Below are 22,490 nucleotides of genomic sequence, written 5' to 3' on the forward strand. Positions count from 1 at the left end.
AAAAATCTCCTGCCTCAAACAAGACAGGAGATTCTCAATACGTATTTTATAATCGTCTTAGTTTGCTGCGACTTCCACTACGGGTTCAACAGACACATACGATTTGTTGTCTCTTTTCTTTCTAAAAACAACAGTTCCATCAATCAGTGCAAATAATGTATGATCTTTTCCAATACCAACATTATTACCTGGGTGATGTGATGTTCCGCGCTGACGAACTAAAATGTTCCCAGCCTTGCAAACCTGACCGCCGTAGATTTTTACGCCAAGTCGTTTACTTTCCGATTCGCGTCCGTTCTTCGAACTACCGACACCTTTCTTATGAGCCATGGTTATTAATGTTTTTCGGGTTATCCAATAATTTCTTCAATCTGAATCTGAGTCAAATACTGACGGTGACCATTTTTCTTTTTGTAACCTTTTCTTCTTTTCTTTTTGAAAACGATTACTTTCTCTCCCTTCAAATGATCCAATACTTTAGCAGTTACTTTAGCACCTTCAACAACTGGAGTACCGATTTTGATATCACCTTCGTTATCGACCAAAAGAACTTTCTCAAATTCTACACTTTCGCCTTCTGCTGTTTCGAGGCGGTGAACAAACATTTTCTTGTCTTTTTCAACACGAAACTGTTGTCCTGCAATTTCTACAATAGCGTACATACTGAACGTTTAATAATTTTGTCCGGAAGGCGGGATCTCATAAACGAATCCTCTTTTCGGGCCTACTCGAAACTTTCGGACTGCAAAAGTAGATATTTTTTAATGACTGCCAAAGAATTACAAATCTTTTTTGCCAGCCAGCGTGAATCTTCCAACATTTTCACCATCACAACAAACACAACAAACAATATACTGATATCGTGTGGCTTAATTAACACAAATCGAACCGACAGCAGATTCGAAAAATATCTGATTTCATTAATTATTTTCTGAAAAGACGGCGTTTAAAACATCAATATTGAGTTTTAATTGGCTTCATTCACTAAAACTATTGTTATATTTGTTCCATACACATCCTCCGAGGCTTGATATTATTTTATGCATAAAATTCGATTAAACATTCTGGGCCTGTCTGTCAGTCAAACGCAATCCGGAGCTTACGCTTTGGTGTTAGCTGAAGAATCGGGCGACCGAAGAATTCCAATTATCATCGGGCCGGTTGAAGCGCAAGCAATTGCCATTCAACTTGAGGGATTAAAACCTCCCCGCCCATTAACGCATGATTTATTTAAAAATATTGCTGTCGCTTTCGATATCAACATATCCGAAGTTGTCATTTACAAACTGGAAGAAGGAATCTTTTTCTCCGAACTGGTTTGTGAATTGGGAACACAAGAGGTCCGAATTGATTCGCGTACCTCGGATGCCGTAGCATTGGCTCTGCGTTTTAAATGCCCAATTTACACCACGGAAGAGATTCTTCGAAAAGCCGGGATCATTCTGGATCCGGAAAGTCCGTCGGAGGTTGAATTCGGCCACCAAAAGCCAAGCAGCACCAAAACCGAATCTGAGTTTGAGCGCTACACGGTGAACGAACTGACGGACATGATGAATGAATCGATTAACAATGAAGATTACGAGCGGGCTTCGCGAATAAGAGACGAAATTAACCGTCGGAAAAAATAATCACATCCTATGAAACAGCTCACCCCAAGGCTGATATTACTGTTGCTAATTATCAGCTTATTGCCAGTATCTGTATTTTCAATGCAGCAGCCTGAAGCAATGAATCTGGCTGACACTGTGATACAAACAACATCAACAACTCCGAAAGAAGTAATCCAGCAAACAACCGAACTAAAAGCAACGTCCAACATTCTTTTGTCGAACGACAAGAAGCAAGAATTCAGCTTTGTTACCGTTCTTCGCGGCTTAGCAGGCATGCTCATACTGGTCGCAATCGGCTGGTTGTTTTCCAAAGACCGGAAAAACATTCCTTGGAAAACAGTCGGAATTGGATTAATTTTTCAGATCATTCTAGCTGTCGGAGTGCTATATGTCCCGTTTATTCGGGTGGGGTTCGAATTCTTCGGCAAAATATTCGTTAAAATATTGGATTTCACGAATGTAGGAAGTGAATTCCTATTTGGCTCTCTTGCCGACAGCACGAACTTCGGCATGATCTTCGCGTTCCAGATTCTACCTACCATTGTTTTCTTTTCAGCCTTAACAAGTTTGCTGTTTTACTGGGGAATCATTCAACGCGTGGTTTGGGTGATGGCATGGGTTTTTAGCCGACTTATGAAACTATCCGGTGCTGAGTCGCTTTCTGTTGCAGGGAATATTTTCCTGGGGCAAACTGAATCACCACTAATGATCAAGGCCTACCTATCGAAAATGAACAACTCCGAAATCATGTTGGTGATGACAGGAGGAATGGCCACTTTGGCGGGCGGTGTTTTAGCTGCCTATATTGGCATGCTGGGCGGAAACGATCCGGTTTTGCGACTGGAATTTGCCAAGCATTTGCTCACCGCATCGGTTATGGCGGCACCTGCTGCTGTTATTTTCTCAAAGATATTGGTTCCGAACACCGAAAAAGTCAATCAGGAAGTTGAGGTAAGCAAAGATAAGATCGGCAGTAACGTTCTGGATTCCATCACAAACGGAACCAGCGAAGGCCTAAAACTGGCGGTTAATGTAGCCGGAATGCTTTTGGCATTTCTTGCCTTGATTGCCCTGGTGAACTATACTTTTGGATGGCTGGGCTCGATGACCGGCCTAAACAGCTTAATTGCACAGGGAACCGATGGGCGTTTCACCGAATTAAGCCTTCAATTTTTATTGGGCTACCTTTTTGCTCCAATAATGTGGTTCATCGGCGTTTGCCAACAGGACATCATGCTGCTTGGTCGCTTGTTAGGCGAAAAACTAATCCTGACCGAATTTATCGGCTACATTAGTCTCTCCGAGCTTAAGACCGCGGGATCATTCTTCGAATACAAATCGGTGATTATGGCGACTTATATTTTATGCGGTTTTGCCAACTTCGCCTCCATCGGTATTCAGATCGGTGGAATCGGCGCTTTAGCACCGGACAAAAGAGTTATTTTATCGAAATTCGGCCTGTATGCCCTACTGGCAGGCACTTTAGCTTCCTTAATGTCAGCAACTATTATTGGGATGATTTTAGGCTAAACAGTTATCTAAATATTTTATATTAATTATCGCCCTAACCTTCCTGAATCTCGCCAAAACAGCCGATTTCGCTTTTACAAAGAGAGTAATACTCAGATCTCGTTGAACAGATGTTCAAACGGGTTACACGAATTTTGATGTTGTTAAAGTCTTAACATATTCTATTTTAATTCGTAACATGAAATAGTATTAATCAAAATCTCTCCGTTATGAAGCAAATCAAGTTTTTCTTTTCAATTTTGATGGTCTTCTTGCTTCTTGCCGGTTGTAAACAAAAACCTGAAATTGGTTTCCTTATGGATACAATTGCCAGAGAACGTTGGATAAAAGACCGAGACGCTTTCGTTGAGAAAGTTGAAGAACAAAAAGGGACAGTGATAGTCAAAGTTGCTGAATCGGATCCCGATGTACAGTTCAAGCAAGCATTAGAACTAATCAACAGAGATGTTGATGTATTGGTAATTATTCCGGTAGACATGGTTGTTGCAGCCGGAATCGTTAAAATGGCCAAAAATAAAAACATCCCGGTGATCTCGTATGACCGTTTGATCAGGGATAGTGATATCGATTTTTTTGTTTCGACCGACAACATCACAGTTGGGGAGGAGCAAGCCAGATTCCTCACAACCGTAAGCCCGACAGGCAATTATGTACTCATTGGTGGTCCTACGATTGACAACAACTCCTATCAGCTATACCTTGGATGGATGAACATTCTGCAACCAATGGTGGACAAAGGTGACATTAACATTGTTGGAAGCAAATTCGTAGACCGATGGGAGCCACAAGATGGCTACACAATGATGAAAGAAGTTCTGGAAAAAGGAGAAACAGTTGACGCGGTGATTGCAGGAAATGACGCCCTAGCAGGTGGTGCTATTCAGGCACTGGAGGAGTACGAATTAGCCGGCAAAGTTTTAGTCGCCGGACAAGATGCTGATATCACCGCTATCCGAAACATCATCCTCGGAACCCAAACCATAACCGTGTACAAACCCATTGAATCGATGGCATACAATGCTGCCGATGTAGCAATCAAAATTGCCAAAGGTAAAAAGCCTTCCGACAATATGAGTTTCACGATCAACAATGGTCACCGTTTGGTCCCGTCTATTCTGCTCGACGGACAAGTGGTAAACAAACAAAATATCCGCATGACAGTCATTTCTGAAGGGTTTGTTGCAGAACAGGAGATATTTGAATAATACGATTTTCCGTGAACCCTTTAGTGAAGCGCGTATTTTTAATACGCGCTTCTTCTGTGTTTCATTTTAGCGTTCAAAGTTTGGCTTTATTGGTTCGGGAAAAAATAATTGTAACTTGCGGCCTCGAAAAAAACACCAACCAATTTTCTTATTGAAAGCAAACACATACGATGAAGCAATATCTTGATTTACTGGATCATGTTCTAAAAAACGGAACAGAAAAAAAGGATCGAACCGGAACCGGAACCATCAGTATTTTCGGGCATCAAATGCGATTTAATCTGGCCGAGGGCTTCCCTGTTCTTACAACTAAGAAACTGCATCTAAAGTCAATTATCCATGAATTATTATGGTTTTTGGCCGGCGATACAAATATTAAATACCTCACGGACAATGGCGTTCGAATTTGGAACGAATGGGCCGACGAGAACGGAAATCTGGGACATGTGTATGGTTATCAATGGCGTTCGTGGCCAACACCTGAAGGAGATCATATCGATCAAATTACGGAGGTCGTCAATTCACTAAAAAACAATCCGAACTCGCGGCGACACATTGTGAGTGCCTGGAACGTTGGCGAAGTGGACCAAATGGCACTTCCTCCCTGCCACCTACTCTTCCAGTTTTACGTAGCTGACGGCAAACTGTCGTGCCAGCTTTATCAACGAAGCTGCGACGTTTTCCTGGGTGTTCCCTTCAATATTGCCTCATACGCGTTGCTCACACTCATGATGGCTCAGGTTTGCGGACTTGAACCGGGTGATTTCGTTTGGACAGGTGGCGACGTTCATATCTACCTCAACCATTTGGAACAGGTTAAACTGCAATTGACGCGCGAACCGAAAGCGTTGCCCCAAATGAAAATCAATCCGGAGATTAAATCCATATTTGACTTTAAGTTTGAAGATTTTGAATTGATTAATTACGATGCTCACCCGCACATTCCGGGAAAAGTTTCGATTTAGTCAATTTCCAAACCCTCAACTTTCGTAACATTCATCCAGATATGATTCACCAAAATCTTTCATTGATTGTGGCGATGGCTCAAAATGGCGCCATCGGTAAGAATAATGATTTACTTTTCCACTTGCCCGGCGACTTGAAACGCTTCAAAGCTATTACCAGCGGGCACACAATTATCATGGGAAGAAAAACCCTGCTTTCGTTACCTAAATGGCCACTGCCCAACCGCAGACACATCATTATAACCACCGACACAACGGCTAAATTTGAAGGCTGCGAAACGGCTAATTCGATTGATCAGGCGATTGATATGGTGCAGGGAGAAGATGAAGTCTTTGTTATTGGGGGCGGAACAATCTATGAACAGTTTTATCCATTTTGCAACAAAATCTACCTCACAAAGGTATATCGCGACTTTGAAGCAGACACCTACTTCACGGGATTAAAAGAAAACGATTGGGTGATTGAATCATCGGAAGAGCTATTCGACGAAAAAAATGGTTTTCGGTACGCCTATCTCAATCTGGTGAGAAAATAGTTCCGCACGAATAATTAGACAAAGAGGATTCTCTCCGTACATCGTCCCTTACATGCGGAATTCCGACTAACACAAAAAAAAAAGACCGGCGATTGCCGATCTTTCCATTATCTAATAGAGCAATTTGCCCAAATTATCGAATCTTTTCTGATAGTCGTCCATCGACCTCTTAATAACAGTCTGAGCTTCTTCCAAGCCATAGAGGTGAGTAATTTCCGTATCCTTATCTTTGCCCGGCATATCCTTATAAGTCAGAAAGTAATGCTTCAAACGTTCAACAACAATTGGAGGCAAATCGCTCACATCTTTATAGCCTTCATAAACCACATCGTTATTTAAAACGGCAATAATTTTATCGTCAGCCTCATTTCCGTCAATCATTCGGAAACCACCGATCGGTCTGGCATGCACTAGTATATCGCCATGAGTAATATCTTTTTCAGTCAAAACGCATATATCAATGGGGTCACCATCACCACGAATTCCGGTTTTACCCGTTTTTTCCATACAAAATTCACCCACTGAATCGCCGCAAAATGTTTGAGGAATAAAACCATACAACGCAGGAACCACATTGGAGTATTTCTGAGGCCGATCGATTCGCAGATAGCCACTATCCTTATCGATTTCATACTTTACCGTATCCGTTGGGACCACTTCGATAAACGCAACGACTTTTTCCGGAGCGGCTTTACCAATTGAAACCCCATGCCAAGGGTGCGACTTATAACGAAGGCCCATCAACCGGCCAATCGGATCAGACAATCTATCAACCATAACTTATTGTTTAAAAACTTAAAAGTGTAACCCTACAGAAACTAAAATGTTTTTGTGAGTCACACGAATTTTTCAAAAATACAAAAAAAGTTACGGTTCAGTCTCCTAAAACGAAGGCCCGTCAACCGTTCTCGGCCACACTCAGTAGAGAACACTCACCCCGGCAAGCCTTATCATTCATCAAATAAGCCTATTGCGTATTGATTTTTTTTTCAACAACAGTAATTTTTTTATCCAGTGTATTTCCCCGATCATCAACTAAACTGACAATATAGTCACCCGGCTCCGGATTGACCGGCATTTGATGTTTGCCAATAGTTGGGCCAAGATACGTATCGCCCAGATGCCAATAAACGATGGCATCAGCCGATGAATGAGCAACTTCCAGAATCACGTTCCCGAAGGTTCCGTCGAGCTGAACAGGAACCAAAACCTGATTATTCTCCCTCGGATAGATCATTTCCATCACTCCCTGTGTGTCCGGCGAACAACTGGGCATAAACGGTGGTAGCAATTTGTAAAAAGGATTGCGCCGCTTGTAGTACCAAGCCATTACCGGAGGCAAGACAAAACGCGACAGATGCGTCATTTCGCCGACCGACAAACAGTTGCTGGTAACCTGCCACCGACCGGTTGAATCGAGATGAACAAGGTGGTGATATGGACAGGCCGCAGTATTGAGTCCTTTAGGCATCACCCAAATCGTATCGGCCTGCTCGCAATAAGCTCCCATCCGACAACCACTTTCCCGACAAACCGGTATTTGAACCATCTCGTCAACGGGTTGCGTGAACCAGTGCCCACCAGGCAACAGGTTGAAAACATCAAACATCAACGGGGCTGCAGCCGATGTCCCGGTCAAGCCCGGGCGCCCCTCGCCATCGGCATTGCCACACCAAACAGCAACCAGGTAATTCCGATCGACACCAACCGCCCAACCATCTCGAAAGCCAAAGCTCGTTCCGGTTTTCCAGGCCACTTTTCGCGACGATGCAAATGACTCCCAGCCCGACTCTTCGTCCGGGCGGTTCACTTTCAGCAATGCCTCAAAAGCCAGCCATGCCGCTCCCTCTGAAATAGGTTTTTCAACAATTTCTTCCGAAGAATATACTTTAAACAGATAGTCGGGGCCTCGAAAATCATCCTTCAATATTACACCGTCATTCTGTTCGTAATGTACCAGAATGCGTGCCAACGAAGAATAAGCTCCGGCAAGATCCCACAAACTGACTTCAGCCCCTCCTAAAATAAGCGACAACCCATAGTGGTTTGCCGACTGGCGGATGGTTGAAAAACGGAGCTTTTTAAGCAGTTCGTAAAAACGATCGACACCAAAATCGCGCAACATACGCACAGCCGGAATATTGAGCGACTTCGACAACGCCATGGACGCCGGAACAGCCCCTTCAAATTGCAAATTGAAATTCTGCGGACTGAAACCACCGATCTGAGTCGGAATATCGGGAATGAGTGTTTGCGGCAGAATGAGTCCATCATCCTGCATTGCAGCGTACAGAAAGGGCTTAAGGATACTTCCGGAGCTACGGGGCGAAACAATTACATCGACTTGTTCGCCATGCCGGCCATCTCCCCTATCTGGCGAATTGCCAACGTAACTGAGCACCTCCCCTTTTTCCACATTCATTACCAGAACAGCAGCGTTGTGAATTTCGTTAGCCCGAAGGCGATCCAAATGCTGTCGGACTGCGCCGTTCACATTCCGTTGCAGCGGCAGATCGATCGTTGTTTGCACTCGCTCACCACGATGTTCGGCCAACACCCGATTCAACAAATGCGGTGCCGTTTGCGGAATAGCGTACACCTGCTGTGGCAGCGGCTCTAATTTGGCCAACGTCAGCGATGTTTGGTCCAACTGCCCTCGTTGGTACAGCAGGTCGAGCAGACGGTTTCGTTTTTGCAGCAACAACCGGTTCCGCTTGCCCGGATAAATTAATGATGGCGCGTTGGGAAGAACTGCCAACGTGGCCGACTCGGCCCAGGAAAGATCGGAAGCATGCCGGCCAAAGTAGCGCCAGGCGGCAGCATCAAGCCCCACCACATTCCCGCCAAAAGGAGCGTGTGAAACGTACATTTGCAGCAACTCTTCCTTGGAATACGACAGCTCTGCCCGAACGGCCATCGACAACTCAATGAATTTTTGCCACACCGTTCGGTCTTTGCCTTTCCGCGACAAACGAATTAGCTGCATGGTAATGGTACTTCCTCCACTAACCACACGCCCATTACGGATATTCTGGATAACAGCCCGAACAAGCGAAATGGGATTGAAACCCGGATGATAATAATAGTGACGATCTTCGAATGTGAGCACACAGGTTTCATACTTTGCGGGCACAGCCTCAACTTTCGGAAAGCGCCATTGTCCGTCGGTCGCGATATGGGCACCAAGCAACTCTCCGTTCCGGCTCTCGATGACAGTCGATGTTGGATCGGAAAACAATGGTGACGGCAGACAGAACCACCAAAACAGGAAAAGGGCTGCCATAAAAACGATCAGCAATCCCAAGCGAGCATGTCGCTTAATTAACCCCATTCGATGACGTAAAAACGCCATGCTTACTGTTGCACTTTCGCACCTGCGTCCCGAAGTAAAACTCATTTTGCTACTTCCACCCATTTTCCTGGTTTCCGCGAATTGATCCGGTTATCATACATTGCTTCGCATTGCACGGATGGCAGGTAAAATTTACCTTCGTAGGCTGCATTCAACAAAATCCGGAAGGTTTTCAGTTCGTTCGGGTTCAACTCAAAGTAAGTCAACACCCGATCGTCACGAATATCCTGATAGTCGAACACATCGCTCTTCAGCCGACTTTCAACATCATTCAACCGAGCATTAATAATCTCCCAACCAGAGGGGAAAATCGTGGTCAAAGCCATTTCTTTGTAGACACCTCGTTGCCCCGGATTCTGGACACTGATCACGGCCACAAAATCGCTTCCCTGCGCCAATTTCGCCGGATCAAGTTTTTGTCCCTGCATATCGGTATAGCGCACCTCCATAAACAGGTTATTTTGGATTGAAGTGGTATCGCCCGTGACCGGAATACCATCGCTGACCAATCGTGCGTACATCGCCTTGCCGGTTTGGTTTTCAACGTTCACCTGAGCCGATTTATTTCCCTTCAAATCCACATCGCTCCGCCAAACCGGAGTGGTTGCCGAAACAGATCGTGCTGCGGATTGATTGAAAGACACTTTTGCTTTCAGCGGATGGTCAGCGAGTTTTGCACCACCTGCGAACTCGGAAACAGCCAGCAGCGAGTAGGCTGCTGTTTGCGTACTCATCCACTCGTTTGACGACAAGGCCGTTGAAAGCTTAGTCACTAACGGAAAAGCTTCAGCCTGACGATTCACAAGCACCAGTGTTTCCACGATCATCGCTTTATCGCGTAAGTCGGAACCAAACGTGTGCGAAAGCTCCCGAAATGGTTTTACTGCTTTACTCAAAGTACCGATCATTTTTCCGGCTACTTCCGGTTGACCGGCTACCGCGTAGGCAGCGGCCAACCGCCACTGAGCCAACGGATCGAGATCTTTTTCCTCACGCAGCCGGTTCATCGCTCCAAAATCGGGCGACTGAGCCAAAGCCAAGGTATATAACCGATAAGCCTGAACAAGCTCCGATCGTTCGTAAGCGCGATCGGAATGTTGCCAGTTTCGGGCAGCATTCTTTTGATAGTTCAGCCATTTTTCTTTCACTCCAAAAGGCAAGGTATAGCCAGCCTCTTCAGCCTTCAACATAAAATGACCGGCATAATTAGTCCCCCAGCCTGTAACGTGCCGGCCACCAGGCCAATAGGCAAATCCGCCGTCAGAAGTTTGGAAACGGGTAAATTGGTTAAGCGCGTTACGGATATTGGTTTCAACTTCCTGCTTTTGCTCGCCGGATATAGTCGTCAGCCGATCAAGCAACAGTTGCGGGAAAGCACCCGAAGTCGTTTGCTCGATACAGCCATGCGGATAACGGAGTAGGTAACTCAGGCGCCGACTGAGGTCGATTGGTGGAATGGTCGACAGCTCGAGCTGAGCCGTGTTTGTACCCTCCATGCCCGGTGCAGTTAGCGAAACATTCCAGCTTTTCCCGGCTTCGATTATGGCTTCCTGCATATTCACCACTCTTGGGTTCGACGGGCGAACTTCGATCTCAATTTCGTAGCTGGCTTTATAACCGCCACTTTCAGCGGTCACCGATACTTTACCCACGCCTGTTTTTCCGGCCACTTTCAGTTTGAAGCCAACAATTTGGTCTCCAACCTCTGAAAACCGAACTTGTTGCGTATTTGCCCCAACCGGAGCGAGCATCTCGTTTGGCTGAATACTGACCTTTACATTTTTTACCTCCGGTTTCATCGCAAATACATTCACCGGCAGGTTCACCTCTTCGCCTGGCCCGAGCACACGCGGCAACGTTGCCAGCAGCATAAGCGGTTTCAGCACTTTCACCGATTTTTCACTACTCCCATAAGCTCCTTCATTCCCGGCAACAACCATAACCCGAACAGCACCAACATAATTTGGCATTTTCAGTTTGTGTTGATTTGTCTTACGAGGATCCAATGTGAATGGCCCTATGAAAGACACAACCGGCTTGAAACGGTTCACCTTTTTACGTTTTGCGGCAGCCAGATTTTCGTCGCCACCAACGGCAAACGCGCGCTCCAGCCGGGCACCGTAAGCACCAATCACATCGTCGTAAAAGTCCCATGTTTTCACGCCCAATGCCTCACGAGCGTAAAACTGCGGCCATGGATCTGGTGTTTTGAAACCGGTGAGATCGAGCAACCCTTCGTCGACAACAGCCAGGGTATAAGTCATTTTCTGCCCGGTCTTTTCCGACACTTTGATGTGATATTCCATCTCAGGCTCCAGCTCATCAGCCATTTGTATCATCGGCGAAAGGTGCGTTGCCGGATTTTCGACAACAACCGGCACCACTCCATATAGTCGGATCGGCGCATCGTTTTCGGTTTGCGCATGTGGCTGAATTAACGACACATGCACGAAAATATTCGGAGACATCTCCGGCTTTGCCTCGAAACTAAAAACCGTGTTCTTCTCTTTCGTTTCTACCCAAAATAGCTTGAGCACATCCGTTCCATTTTCGAGGCTCACCAGCGCTTTCCCATTTTTCCCTGAAGGAATGGTCACGGTAACTTTTTCACCAACATTGTATTTTTCTTTATCGGTTTTGAACGACAACATGGTTGCGGCACCCTGCATATCGTCGCCCGTCCAGTACCCCCATTTCGAAAAGTATGCAGCCAAACCGGTACTATGTCCGCTTTCCGGATCTTTGACATGAATCAGGTAGCGTCCGTTATCATTCCAATCCTTGTATTCAATTTGAAGCGGAATACTTGCCAGTCCGTTTACCGTGTTTACAACCTTACGCTGCACCGGCTTGTGATACGAATTGTTTACGTAACGTGCCAGATTATCATCACCCGAATCCCACCACCAGTGCCAGTCTACTTTGTAGACCGTTACTTCCAGACCTTTGCGATCGATTTTATTGCCGTTGTAATCGACAGTTATCAGATCGAGCGGATAAGAAGTACCAGTTTTGTACCAGTTTGAGTCGGAAGCTGGAAGCTTTACACCCACAAAAGACGAGTACGGAGCGTAAGGAACTGTTTTTACATCGATGCTGAAATCGCCGGTTTCTTCGTAAACCCGGGTGCTAAAATGCGCGTTGAGCATGCCCGGTGCCGAAGTAACCTGAGGCAGTTTAAAGTTTATTGGCGCAACGCCTTTGTCGTCTACCCTGCTATCGAAAACCTGTTGTTCCTCTGCATAAAAGTCTTTGGCCGGATCGTCGAATACATAATTGTAAAAACCCTTGAACGCCGTTTTTGCTTTTGAAAAGCTCAATGAAACCTGAGCTTTCAAATTTTTAGCTGTTCCTCCGTGCAACCAGGCGGTTTTCAAGGTTCCTTGGGCGTACCCCTGGTAAACTGAAAGCGGATCGGCGTCAAATCGGAGGTCGATTTTCAAGCGATTGGGTTTCACCGTCTCAACTTTTATTCGTTTGCTGAAGGTCTGCCCGCCAACTTTCAACACTGCCGTCCAGTTTCCGGTTGGCGCTTCGGCATCGGTTTCGCTGGCAAAACAATAAAACCGGTTGGTTCCTGTGGTTTTCACCTGTCGGCTGACAGTCTGTCCTTTCGGATTGATGAGTTCAAAAATCACCGGGTGATCAGCCGGCAAATTGTTCTGCTTGTCTTCTAAAATAAAGGTAAGGTAAATTTTATCTCCCGGTCGCCACACTCCCCGTTCTCCATACACGTAGCCTTTAATTCCTTTCTGAATCACGTTCCCGGTCACATCAAAATTACTGAGCGACAGAGACGAACCGTCGTCGAGCCGGAGATAAGCATACTGCCCGTTTTTTTCGGCGACCAGCAAAAAAGGTTTGTGCTTCAATTCTACTTTAGCCAATCCGTCAGACCCCGTTACAATGGTTTCCATCAGCTGCTTTTGCAAAGTGTATATTTTCAACGTGACTCCCGATTCCGGCTCCGTTGTTCGCAGGTTTGTCACCGCGAAGCTCATTGTTTGACTGGAACCACCCTTGGCTATGACGGCCAAATTCGTCGCAAACAAGTTGCGGGCAACAAACCGGCTCGAATTGAAATAGGAAATGCTTTCCGGATTTTCCCGCTGGCTCCAGTCAAAATCGTCCGGATAATAGTAATCTGAATACCATCCCGGGCGATCCCATGTCTCCATCTCGTTCTGCATTTGTTGCTCCTCGTTGATTTGGTCAACCGGCGAAAGCTGACCAGCATCGGGCATTTGCTCCTGCCCATACAACGAATACGCTTTGCCAAAACGCAACTGCACCCGGTAAATCGCACCCGGTTCAATTTTAACGAATGTTGCTAAATCGATATAATAAGTATTCCAGTTTTTAAGCTCGTCAAAACTTGCCACATTCAAATCAATCCTTTTTTGCAATACCAATCGCCCAACCTGCTTGATGTCTGAATCGCCCTGATAGCGGTTTTGTTGAAAAAACTGGTGAATGTTATTGGTGAAGATTTTGATGATCCGCAGATCGACCGACCGCAAGTTGACCGCCTCAAACGGAAAAACCAACTCGTTCGACGAAGGAACAATTGATCCCTTTCCAACTAAGCGTACTTCAGGTTTCAGATCCTCGAAACGCACCTGCATCCGAGTCGACTCCTTCAATTTAAAATTAAGCGCATTTCGGATTCCACCGGAAATATACACTTCGTGCTCTCCCGCGATGCGCGAAGGAACATAGACTTTCAATTCATTATTATCCAGCTGATAGCGCAATTTGTCGAGTTTATCAACGGTCACCAACCCCTCGAGATTCTGATCGGGCAACAATGGATCCGAGAAGCGAATCAACAGATATTGCTCAGGTTGCTGAACGACTTTTACATCTACGACCTTAAACATATCGAGTGCCGGAAGCTCGACTTCTTCCTGGCCCTTTTTATCGTCGTCAATCGCGTTGCCATCCCATTTCACCAGCAACTTTTGCGACTCATTGGTTCTCTCCAGACTATCAGCACGAAATGTGTGTTTTTTACCATCAGCATCGTGTTCCCAGCTCAAATTTAGTTGACGCCCGTTTTTACTCACCTCAACAATCGCCTCAATTTGCTTTTCATCGCCACAATCGGACGTGTAAACAATGCCCGAGAGATATTGGAGTTTCATATTTTGGCTATCGTATGCTTTCACGGCCAAACTATTCAAACTGAATGACTGCCGAATTGTTTTGACTACAAATCGCATGGTTTTAAATTCTTCCGGCACGTCCAGAACCTTTCCCAGCTGCACAGCCACCTCATAGTCCGTGTCCGATTTCATTCGTCCGACAGGCAGGAATGCCAGCGTATGATCGTCGATCCACTGAACACGCCCATCAACATTGGGCGACAAGCTAATTAGATCGCCACCAACATCAACTCCCGGCTGTTCGCGATGCAAAGGATCTTGGCTAAACTCGATTAAAATTGGTGCTTTGCACGAGACCACTCCACTGGTATAACTACTAACATACTGCGTGAAACCGGCATCAACCGCTTCTGTTGGGTTAATTTTTTTAGTGCCGCAGGAAGTAAAACAAAGACTAACGATCAGAAAATTTAAAAGCAAATAATGAGAGCGATTCATAGATTGAAAATTTGAATGAGATGACCAATTAGGTTATGTGATGACTAAAAATTGTGACAGACCTACACGCGAATTGTTTTCTGAGTTAAACTTACCCCAAACTTTAAAAAGGATCGATTACGAATTCAAACGGTGAAAAAATGTCAACTACCCCAGCTTTCACGATCCAAACTTCGGTATTGGATGGCTTCCGAAATATGAGGGCTCTCCACGTTTGGTGAGCTTTCCAAGTCGGCAATTGTTCGGGCAACACGCAAAATGCGATCGTATGCACGAGCCGACAAGCCTAGCTTTTCCATCGCATTTTTCAGCAAATTGTTGCTTGTCGCATCCAACGTTACATAGTCGCGAATTTGGCGCGACGACATTTGAGCGTTACAAAAGATTCCTTCCATCCCTTTATACCGTTCCGACTGTATTTGCCGAGCCCGAATAACTCGCTCACGAATGATTTGAGATCCTTCAGTATCGTTTAATTCCGATAGCTTTTTAAACGGAACAGGAACCACTTCCAGATGAATATCGATTCGATCGAGCAGTGGTCCGGAAATTTTATTCAGATACTTGGGAACCATCCCCGGAGCGCAGACACATTCTTTAGTTGGGTGGTTGTAATAACCACAAGGACAGGGATTCATTGAAGCAACCAACATTAAACTTGCAGGGTATTCCACCGAAAACTTAGCCCGGGAAATGGTGATCTTCCGATCCTCCAACGGCTGGCGCATCACCTCGAGAACAGTGCGTTTAAACTCCGGTAGCTCATCCAGAAAAAGCACTCCATTGTGCGCCAACGAGATTTCGCCCGGTTGCGGATACGTACCTCCTCCAACCAGAGCAACGTCGCTAATGGTGTGGTGCGGACTTCGAAATGGCCGTTCGGTCATCAGCGAGCTATCTTTATCGAGGCGACCAACCACCGAATGAATCTTGGTGGTTTCCAATGCTTCGTGCAGGGTAAAAGGAGGCAAAATTGTCGGAATCCGTTTGGCGAGCATGGTCTTTCCGGCTCCCGGAGGTCCAATCATAATTACATTGTGACCACCGGCGGCGGCAATCTCGAGCGCACGTTTCACATTCTCCTGCCCCTTTACATCCGAGAAATCAACATCCGACAGGTTCAGCATTTTATAAAATTCCTCCCGGGTGTCGACAATTGTTGGCTCCAGATCGACCTCGCCGTTGAAAAAGCCCACGACTTCAGCAATATTCTCAACGCCATAAATCTTCAACTTATCGACCACAGCTGCTTCACGGGCATTTTGCTTGGGCAAAATAAAACCATCAAAACCCTCTTCACGAGCTTTTATAGCAATTGGCAAGGCACCTTTTATTGGCTGCAGTGTACCGTCAAGCGAGAGCTCTCCCATCATCACATACTTCTCGAGCCTATCCGATTTTATTTGCTCCGATGCCGCCAATACAGCAACTGCCAGTGGCAAATCGTACGATGATCCCTCTTTGCGCAAATCAGCAGGCGCCATGTTAATGACGATCTTTTGTTTTGGCCATTTGTAATTATTCAGTCGTAAAGCGGCTTCAATTCGTTGTTGACTTTCCTTTACGGCATTATCGGGAAGACCAACCAATAAAAACCGGATCCCCTGCGAAACATCGGTTTCAATGGTAATGGTGGTTGCATCGATCCCGTGAACGGCCGACGCGTAAGTTTTGATCATCATTTGTAATGGAATTTGCTTGATTCAGTTTTTCTAAAAATACACCGATTAACAATAAATTGCAACAGTACGAACAGAAGGTTTTTCTTATCTTTAGAGAATTAAGCGAAACTGCATATGACCATTCGTCAAAAACTGTACAATATCATTTTTGAAGCCGAAACCCCAACCGGAAAAATTTTCGATTTAAGCTTGCTGCTGATCATTTTATCGAGCATTATTCTGGTTATGCTGGAAAGTGTTCCGGAGATTAAATTAAAATACGGCGACACGCTTCATATCCTGGAGTGGATCATTACAATCTTCTTCAGTATTGAATACATCCTTCGCATTTGGGTGGTTCACAAGCCCTGGTCGTACATTTCGAGCTTTTATGGCATTATCGATTTGTTGTCTGTAATACCAACTTATCTCAGCTTAATCGTAGTTGGAAGCCATAGTCTGATGGTTATTCGGGCCATTCGATTGCTTCGGATTTTCCGGATTCTGAAATTGAACCGCTTTACTCAAGCCGGACAAAATTTAGGCAAAGCACTCTGGGCTAGTCGCGAAAAGATATCGGTCTTTCTGTTTTTTGTTGTCAACGTAGTCATTATTGTTGGCACCCTCATGTACCTGATTGAAGGCCCGACCAACGGTTTCAAAAGTATCCCGGCCAGCATTTACTGGGCAATTGTTACGATGACCACTGTTGGATATGGCGATATTTCACCCCAAACGCCCTCCGGTCAATTTATGGCCAGCCTGGTCATGATCGTGGGCTATTCGGTAATCGCTGTTCCAACCGGAATAGTAACCTCTGAAATTATTAAAGGATCGCGCAGTACGAACACGCAGACGTGTAGCAACTGCCTGTACGATCGCCACGACGATGACGCCAAATTCTGTAAAAAATGCGGAACCCAGCTAAACGAATAGCTTAATTTTCCCGTAAACCTCTTAAAACAAGCGGCCTTCAAAAAGTTGACATCCTTTAACAAATAGCACTTCATGGTCTGTTGTGATTTTTGTATTTTTGCGGGTCACTCTAATACTTTAGAAACTATGATTGGAAAGTTTTTCCATACGCCAAAGTCCAGACGATTCAATATCACTACCCGGTATTACGACCCGGACAAGGAGAAGATGGAAAATCGGGAAGAACGCATTAAAGCGGAATTAGGATTGAATGAGAAAAAAGACTGGGATCCCAAACGCCGTGCAAATATTCGCGGACAATTCCGTCAAAGTATGGGCAGCGGTTCAAAAACAGCGGAAGACGCACGCAAGAAATCCAATACCCGTTTGATTTTTTTGGTCCTTATTTTAACGTTGGCTGTTTACCTGATTTTAAAATTTTAAAGCTACTCCGTGCCTGATATTATCCAATTGCTTCCCGACTCGGTAGCAAACCAGATTGCAGCGGGTGAGGTTATTCAACGACCTGCCTCGGTTGTAAAAGAACTGGTTGAAAATGCTATTGACGCGGGAGCGACTCAAATTACCGTTAACATTAAAGATGCCGGCCGCACCTTGATTCAAGTGAGCGACAACGGGTGTGGCATGTCTGAAACCGATGCGCGAATGGCCTTTGAACGACATGCAACCTCGAAAATCAGATCGGCCAACGATTTATTCTCGATCCGCACAATGGGTTTTAGAGGCGAAGCGCTGGCCTCGATTGCCGCCATTGCCGACGTTGAGTTGCATACCAAACAGCACGATGCTGAAGTTGGCACGTTCATCCATATGGTCGGCTCCCGGGTTTTCAAACAAGAACCTACACAGTGTTCCAATGGCACCAATTTTCTGGTTAAAAATTTGTTCTTCAACGTTCCGGCCCGACGTAAATTTCTGAAAGCCAACTCCACCGAACTAAAACACATTATAAACGAAATACAACGAATAGCGATGGCCAATCCCGAAATCGGGATTTCGCTCATTCATAATCAGGATCCGATTTACGAAATGGCAACAGGCGACAACACCCGAAAGCGTGTCGTTTCGATCTTCGGCAAAGCCATCAACCAAAATTTGATTCCGGTGAATACCGAAACCAGTCTGGTGAACATCAAAGGCTTTATTGGCCAACCCAAATACGCGAGAAAAACCTATGGGGAACAGTTTTTCTTTGTGAACAGGCGTTTTATGAAACACCCGTTTTTTCATCGGGCAATCATGCAAGCCTACGAAAAAATATTGCCTCCGGACAGTTACCCTGCGTATTTCTTGTATCTCGAAATCGATCCGGATGTGATTGACATCAACATCCATCCTACGAAAACTGAGATTAAGTTTGAAAATGAAACTGCGATCTGGCAAATCATTCAAGCGTCGGTACGTGAAGCATTGGGTAAATTTAACGTGATGCCGTCCATCGACTTTGATCAGGCTGGAAGTATCGACATTCCGATAGCCCCCAAAAGCCCGGCAGGTATTGAAATGCCACAGATCAAAGTGGATCCAACCTACAACCCATTTAATACGGGCACCAGCTATCGTTCTCAATCGCTTGGTGGCGCGGGTAGTTATACCGGAAATAAACACGAACAGGTGCAACATTGGGAGAAACTATATAGCGATTTCCAAAAATCGGACGATGAGGTTGTGATTTCATCTTCGGCAATGAACCGGGAAGAGGAACCTGAAAACCTTCAAATCGACCAGGAAGATTTTAACCCGGGTCGGACCTGTTTTCAGTTTAAAAACAAATATATCCTCACCCCCGTTAAGTCGGGATTGATGGTGATTGACCAAAAAAGAGCGCATGAACGAATTCTCTTCGAAAACTTTATGACCATGCTCGATCATCAGCAAATTGCCAGTCAGCAGTTGTTATTTCCGCATTGCTTTGAGTTGGAAGCTTCAGACGCTGAACTTTTACGTTCGGTGTTGGGAAACTTAAAATCACTGGGCTTTGAAGTAAAGGAAACCCAATCGTGCCAATTTCTGATTAATGGGATTCCGGGCATTTTGGAAAATCTTTCGCCGCTGGATGTGATCGAAAGCCTCCTTGAAGACTTGAAAAACACAGCAGTCGATCTGCAAGAAAAGGCGAAAGAAAAGATTGCAGCTTCGCTTGCCTCTGCATCGGCTATTTCATACGGCCACGTGTTGAAAAATGACGAATTGAACCAACTTATCGACCAATTGTTTGCTTGTTCAACACCTAATTTTTCGCCAACCGGCAAGCAAGTTTTAAAAATTATGCCGGTAGATCAGTTTGAGAAGTTACTCAAATGACATTTTGACTTTTATTTTCTTATTTTGCACTAAATCATTATTTGGCAAGGCTCTTGTAAGCATCCACTTAAATTTCGACTATGAGTAATTTCCGATCACCTTTTGCCAACATACCTCCAGTGGTAAAAAACCTTATCATCATCAATATACTGATGCTGATAGCAACCTATATTCTGCAATTCCGTGGTGTAAATCTGAGTTCAATTTTAGGTCTCCACTACCTTGGCTCTCCAGCATTCAAACCATACCAGCTGGTCACCCATTTGTTTATGCATGGCGGCTTCTATCACCTGTTGTTCAATATGTTTGCCCTATGGATGTTTGGCCGTGTATTGGAAAGTGTATGGGGGCCGAAACGTTTTTTTATCTACTATTTTGTAACCGGACTAGGTGCCGCGGCATTGCACACCTTCGTTAATTATATCGAATTTCAATCCGTTGCCTCGAAAATGAATCAGGAAAGCATTGACCTGGTAATGCAGCAAGGCGTTGAAATATGGAGTCAGGGAAAAAATTACACCGATCCGTTGATGGCACAATTGAACACAATCATAAATATTCCGACGGTGGGAGCATCGGGAGCCGTGTTCGGTGTATTACTTGGTTTTGGAATGCTGTTTCCAAATACTCAATTAATGTTACTCTTCCCTCCAATTCCGATTAAAGCCAAATACTTTGTCATTGGATACGGCTTACTCGAATTATATCTGGGCCTGTCTCGTCCGGGAAGCAATGTTGCCCATTTCGCGCATTTAGGGGGAATGCTATTTGGCTACCTGATGATTAAATATTGGAACAAAAACAGCCAGCATTTTTACTAAAAGCAGCGATCTGTTGCCGGAAAAACTTGTCGACTGAATTGTAAGTTTAAAATGACGATAAACCGTTCAAATATCGGGTTATGAGTATCACCGACGAAATTAAAGAATCTTTCAAAAAAGGGTCAGTACTGACTCGGCTCATCTATATCAACATTGGTGTATTTTTGCTGATACGGCTCATTAATGTGTTGTTTTTTCTGCTGAACAGAGATTTCACGTTACTCGCATGGCTGGCTCTGCCTGCCAATTTCAGCGCTTTGCTTTCAAAGCCCTGGACTTTGTTCAGCTACATGTTTCTGCACTTCGACTTTCTGCATATTCTTTTCAATGTTCTTTGGCTCTACTGGATGGGAAAGATTTTCCTGTTTTATTTTGATGCCCGAAAGCTTTTGGCGGTTTATATTTTAGGTGGACTGAGTGGCGGAATTTTCTTTTTACTGGCTTACAACCTTTTCCCGGCCTTTACCGATTTGGTTTCGTTTTCGCGTTTACTTGGCGCGTCGGCGTCCGTACTGGCGATCATCGCTGCGGTAGCGACCCATGCTCCAAATCATCCGATCAACCTTCTGTTTATTGGAGAAATTAAAATGAAACATCTCGCGATCGTATCGATTTTACTCTATGTGATTGGTATTGCCGGCTCGAATGCAGGTGGAAATTTGGCTCACGTTGGTGGAGCCGCGTTCGGCTTTTTATTTGTGAGTTTAAATCGTCGGGGGACCGATATTACCAGCTGGTTTACGAATCTTATTGAAAGCTTCACCCAAATAGCCAAACCAAAGCGACACGTTAAGGTTAGCTACCGGGGTACCGACATCGACAAACAGTATAACCAACAAAAAAAGGTACAACAAGAAGAGATTAACCGTGTGTTGGACAAAATCAGTAAATCAGGTTACGATTCACTCACAAAAGAAGAAAAAGAGCTGCTCTTTAAGATGGGAAAATAAGAGGAATTATCACATCGATTCCTGAACCTGATCACCTTTATCTTTTTTTGCCCGATAGCGCGAACGGAAACGGCTTTCAACTTTATGTTTTCTCACCAATCGTTTACCGGTTCGTCTGGCAGCATTCAAACTGGCATTCAGCTCAAATCCAAACAGAAGTACCAGCGACATCAGATATAACAACAATAAAACGACCAACAAAGCACCAATTGATCCATAGAGTTTGTTGTAATTACCAAACCGGGTGATGTAATAGTTAAATCCAAACATGATGATAATGCTCAGAATGGTCGACATTGTTCCTCCGGCTGAGATAAAACGCCAGCGTGTTTTCTTGGCGGGAGCCAAATAAAACAGGAATGAATAGGCAAAAAAGAAGAGTGCAATAATCACGACCCATTTCCCAAAGGTGAGCAAATTATACGTAAACTGCCCGCCCAACAAGCCCCTGGAATCCAGAGAATTAATCACGATCTGCCCCACAGTAATCATACTAATGGCTGCTGTCAGCAAAAAAGCCAGAATAACCAGCAATACAAACGACATTAGCCGCTGCATGTACCACGGCCGACTCTCAAAAATATGCAGCGAAGCATCAAAGGCATTCATCATCGAAACCAGCCCATTGGTAGAAAAAATCAAGCCCATAAAAAAACCGATAGACAACAGTCCTCCCCGGGGTTGGGTAAGAATATCCTGTATCGTTTCATCCACTGCCTCGAAGGTTTGTGGAGGCAAGATCCCCTGAATCAGTAAAAAAAGTTCTTGTTGGAAATTGTCGATTGGGACATAAGGAATCAGTGTAAACAAAAAGATCATTGCCGGGAAAAGCGCCAGAAAGAAACTGAAAGCAATTGCCGAGGCTCGTGTGGTGATTGCGCCATTTTCAATGCTCCTAAAAAAAAACAACATCACATCGTACAAAGGAACCCGGTCGAAACCCGGAAGTGTCACCTTTCTGGCACGAATCATCCAGCCCAGAAAAATACGTTTTAACCGATGAAACCGGTTGCCCAT

17 protein-coding genes are annotated in these 22,490 nt (G+C 45.0%); 10 read left to right on the top strand and 7 right to left on the bottom strand.

Features of this window, described 5'->3' with window-relative positions:
- Positions 1 to 57: 57 nt before the first annotated feature.
- A complete protein-coding gene (rpmA, locus tag ABZD21_RS10035; RefSeq protein WP_372774845.1) occupies positions 58 to 330 on the bottom strand; it encodes a 50S ribosomal protein L27 in 273 nt (90 codons plus the stop codon).
- 20 nt (positions 331 to 350) lie between these two features.
- On the bottom strand, positions 351 to 662 hold the full coding sequence (rplU, locus tag ABZD21_RS10040; RefSeq protein ID WP_372774846.1) for a 50S ribosomal protein L21: 312 nt from the start codon (positions 660 to 662) through the stop codon (positions 351 to 353).
- Positions 663 to 1,040: 378 nt separating this feature from the next.
- Here rplU and ABZD21_RS10045 point away from each other — a divergent pair, with 378 nt between their 5' ends.
- The 5 genes from ABZD21_RS10045 to ABZD21_RS10065 all read left to right on the top strand — a co-directional run bounded on the left by ABZD21_RS10045 (position 1,041) and on the right by ABZD21_RS10065 (position 5,846).
- Positions 1,041 to 1,628, top strand: coding sequence for a bifunctional nuclease domain-containing protein (locus ABZD21_RS10045; RefSeq protein ID WP_372774847.1), 588 nt, complete (start codon positions 1,041 to 1,043; stop codon positions 1,626 to 1,628).
- Between the two features lie 9 nt (positions 1,629 to 1,637).
- Positions 1,638 to 3,140 carry a NupC/NupG family nucleoside CNT transporter gene (locus tag ABZD21_RS10050; RefSeq protein WP_372774848.1) on the top strand — a complete coding sequence of 501 codons (1,503 nt, stop codon included), beginning with the start codon at positions 1,638 to 1,640 and terminating at the stop codon, positions 3,138 to 3,140.
- A gap of 209 nt (positions 3,141 to 3,349) precedes the next feature.
- Positions 3,350 to 4,345, top strand: coding sequence for a substrate-binding domain-containing protein (locus ABZD21_RS10055; RefSeq protein WP_372774849.1), 996 nt, complete (start codon positions 3,350 to 3,352; stop codon positions 4,343 to 4,345).
- A gap of 170 nt (positions 4,346 to 4,515) precedes the next feature.
- Positions 4,516 to 5,310, top strand: a complete 795-nt coding sequence (locus ABZD21_RS10060) for a thymidylate synthase (protein WP_372774850.1) — start codon at positions 4,516 to 4,518, stop codon at positions 5,308 to 5,310.
- 41 nt (positions 5,311 to 5,351) lie between these two features.
- Complete coding sequence (locus ABZD21_RS10065; protein ID WP_372774851.1) at positions 5,352 to 5,846, top strand: dihydrofolate reductase; 495 nt, start codon at positions 5,352 to 5,354, stop codon at positions 5,844 to 5,846.
- Positions 5,847 to 5,957: 111 nt separating this feature from the next.
- Here ABZD21_RS10065 and ABZD21_RS10070 read toward each other — a convergent pair whose 3' ends face one another.
- The 4 genes from ABZD21_RS10070 to ABZD21_RS10085 all read right to left on the bottom strand — a co-directional run bounded on the left by ABZD21_RS10070 (position 5,958) and on the right by ABZD21_RS10085 (position 16,483).
- Entirely contained in the window at positions 5,958 to 6,623 is a 666-nt protein-coding gene (locus ABZD21_RS10070; RefSeq protein WP_372774852.1) for an inorganic pyrophosphatase, read from the bottom strand.
- A gap of 190 nt (positions 6,624 to 6,813) precedes the next feature.
- Entirely contained in the window at positions 6,814 to 9,261 is a 2,448-nt protein-coding gene (pbpC, locus tag ABZD21_RS10075; protein WP_372774853.1) for a penicillin-binding protein 1C, read from the bottom strand.
- The gene (locus ABZD21_RS10080) at positions 9,240 to 14,801 is read right to left on the bottom strand and encodes an alpha-2-macroglobulin (RefSeq protein ID WP_372774854.1); all 5,562 of its coding nucleotides are present in this window, start codon (positions 14,799 to 14,801) and stop codon (positions 9,240 to 9,242) included. The genes pbpC and ABZD21_RS10080 overlap by 22 nt, the downstream gene beginning before the upstream one ends.
- A 143-nt stretch (positions 14,802 to 14,944) precedes the next feature.
- A complete protein-coding gene (locus tag ABZD21_RS10085) occupies positions 14,945 to 16,483 on the bottom strand; it encodes a YifB family Mg chelatase-like AAA ATPase (RefSeq protein ID WP_372774855.1) in 1,539 nt (512 codons plus the stop codon).
- Positions 16,484 to 16,597: 114 nt separating this feature from the next.
- On the opposite strand from ABZD21_RS10085, the gene ABZD21_RS10090 reads away from it, so the two are divergent.
- From ABZD21_RS10090 to ABZD21_RS10110, 5 genes are all read left to right on the top strand, one after another.
- Positions 16,598 to 17,398, top strand: coding sequence for an ion transporter (locus ABZD21_RS10090; protein WP_372774856.1), 801 nt, complete (start codon positions 16,598 to 16,600; stop codon positions 17,396 to 17,398).
- A 126-nt stretch (positions 17,399 to 17,524) separates the two neighbouring features.
- Complete coding sequence (locus tag ABZD21_RS10095) at positions 17,525 to 17,821, top strand: hypothetical protein (RefSeq protein WP_372774857.1); 297 nt, start codon at positions 17,525 to 17,527, stop codon at positions 17,819 to 17,821.
- Between the two features lie 9 nt (positions 17,822 to 17,830).
- On the top strand, positions 17,831 to 19,702 hold the full coding sequence (gene mutL / locus ABZD21_RS10100) for a DNA mismatch repair endonuclease MutL (RefSeq protein WP_372774858.1): 1,872 nt from the start codon (positions 17,831 to 17,833) through the stop codon (positions 19,700 to 19,702).
- Positions 19,703 to 19,782: 80 nt separating this feature from the next.
- A complete protein-coding gene (locus ABZD21_RS10105) occupies positions 19,783 to 20,523 on the top strand; it encodes a rhomboid family intramembrane serine protease (protein ID WP_372774859.1) in 741 nt (246 codons plus the stop codon).
- 80 nt (positions 20,524 to 20,603) lie between these two features.
- Complete coding sequence (locus ABZD21_RS10110; protein WP_372774860.1) at positions 20,604 to 21,473, top strand: rhomboid family intramembrane serine protease; 870 nt, start codon at positions 20,604 to 20,606, stop codon at positions 21,471 to 21,473.
- 9 nt (positions 21,474 to 21,482) lie between these two features.
- Here ABZD21_RS10110 and ABZD21_RS10115 read toward each other — a convergent pair whose 3' ends face one another.
- A complete protein-coding gene (locus ABZD21_RS10115; protein ID WP_372774861.1) occupies positions 21,483 to 22,490 on the bottom strand; it encodes a YihY/virulence factor BrkB family protein in 1,008 nt (335 codons plus the stop codon).

The organism is Mangrovibacterium sp. (genome assembly GCF_041596335.1).
Lineage (GTDB): Bacteria > Bacteroidota > Bacteroidia > Bacteroidales > Prolixibacteraceae > Mangrovibacterium.

Excerpts from the sequence above, each read along its gene's own strand:
- ABZD21_RS10060 (WP_372774850.1), top strand. The coding sequence starts at position 4,516 with ATGAAGCAATATCTTGATTTACTGGATCATGTTCTAAAAAACGGAACA.
- ABZD21_RS10055 (WP_372774849.1), top strand. The coding sequence starts at position 3,350 with ATGAAGCAAATCAAGTTTTTCTTTTCAATTTTGATGGTCTTCTTGCTT.
- ABZD21_RS10080 (WP_372774854.1), bottom strand. The coding sequence starts at position 14,801 with ATGAATCGCTCTCATTATTTGCTTTTAAATTTTCTGATCGTTAGTCTT.
- ABZD21_RS10065 (WP_372774851.1), top strand. The coding sequence starts at position 5,352 with ATGATTCACCAAAATCTTTCATTGATTGTGGCGATGGCTCAAAATGGC.
- ABZD21_RS10110 (WP_372774860.1), top strand. The coding sequence starts at position 20,604 with ATGAGTATCACCGACGAAATTAAAGAATCTTTCAAAAAAGGGTCAGTA.
- ABZD21_RS10115 (WP_372774861.1), bottom strand. The coding sequence starts at position 22,490 with ATGGGCAACCGGTTTCATCGGTTAAAACGTATTTTTCTGGGCTGGATG.
- ABZD21_RS10105 (WP_372774859.1), top strand. The coding sequence starts at position 19,783 with ATGAGTAATTTCCGATCACCTTTTGCCAACATACCTCCAGTGGTAAAA.
- ABZD21_RS10095 (WP_372774857.1), top strand. The coding sequence starts at position 17,525 with ATGATTGGAAAGTTTTTCCATACGCCAAAGTCCAGACGATTCAATATC.
- ABZD21_RS10090 (WP_372774856.1), top strand. The coding sequence starts at position 16,598 with ATGACCATTCGTCAAAAACTGTACAATATCATTTTTGAAGCCGAAACC.
- ABZD21_RS10085 (WP_372774855.1), bottom strand. The coding sequence starts at position 16,483 with ATGATGATCAAAACTTACGCGTCGGCCGTTCACGGGATCGATGCAACC.
- rplU (WP_372774846.1), bottom strand. The coding sequence starts at position 662 with ATGTACGCTATTGTAGAAATTGCAGGACAACAGTTTCGTGTTGAAAAA.
- ABZD21_RS10050 (WP_372774848.1), top strand. The coding sequence starts at position 1,638 with ATGAAACAGCTCACCCCAAGGCTGATATTACTGTTGCTAATTATCAGC.
- ABZD21_RS10070 (WP_372774852.1), bottom strand. The coding sequence starts at position 6,623 with ATGGTTGATAGATTGTCTGATCCGATTGGCCGGTTGATGGGCCTTCGT.
- pbpC (WP_372774853.1), bottom strand. The coding sequence starts at position 9,261 with ATGGGTGGAAGTAGCAAAATGAGTTTTACTTCGGGACGCAGGTGCGAA.
- rpmA (WP_372774845.1), bottom strand. The coding sequence starts at position 330 with ATGGCTCATAAGAAAGGTGTCGGTAGTTCGAAGAACGGACGCGAATCG.
- ABZD21_RS10045 (WP_372774847.1), top strand. The coding sequence starts at position 1,041 with ATGCATAAAATTCGATTAAACATTCTGGGCCTGTCTGTCAGTCAAACG.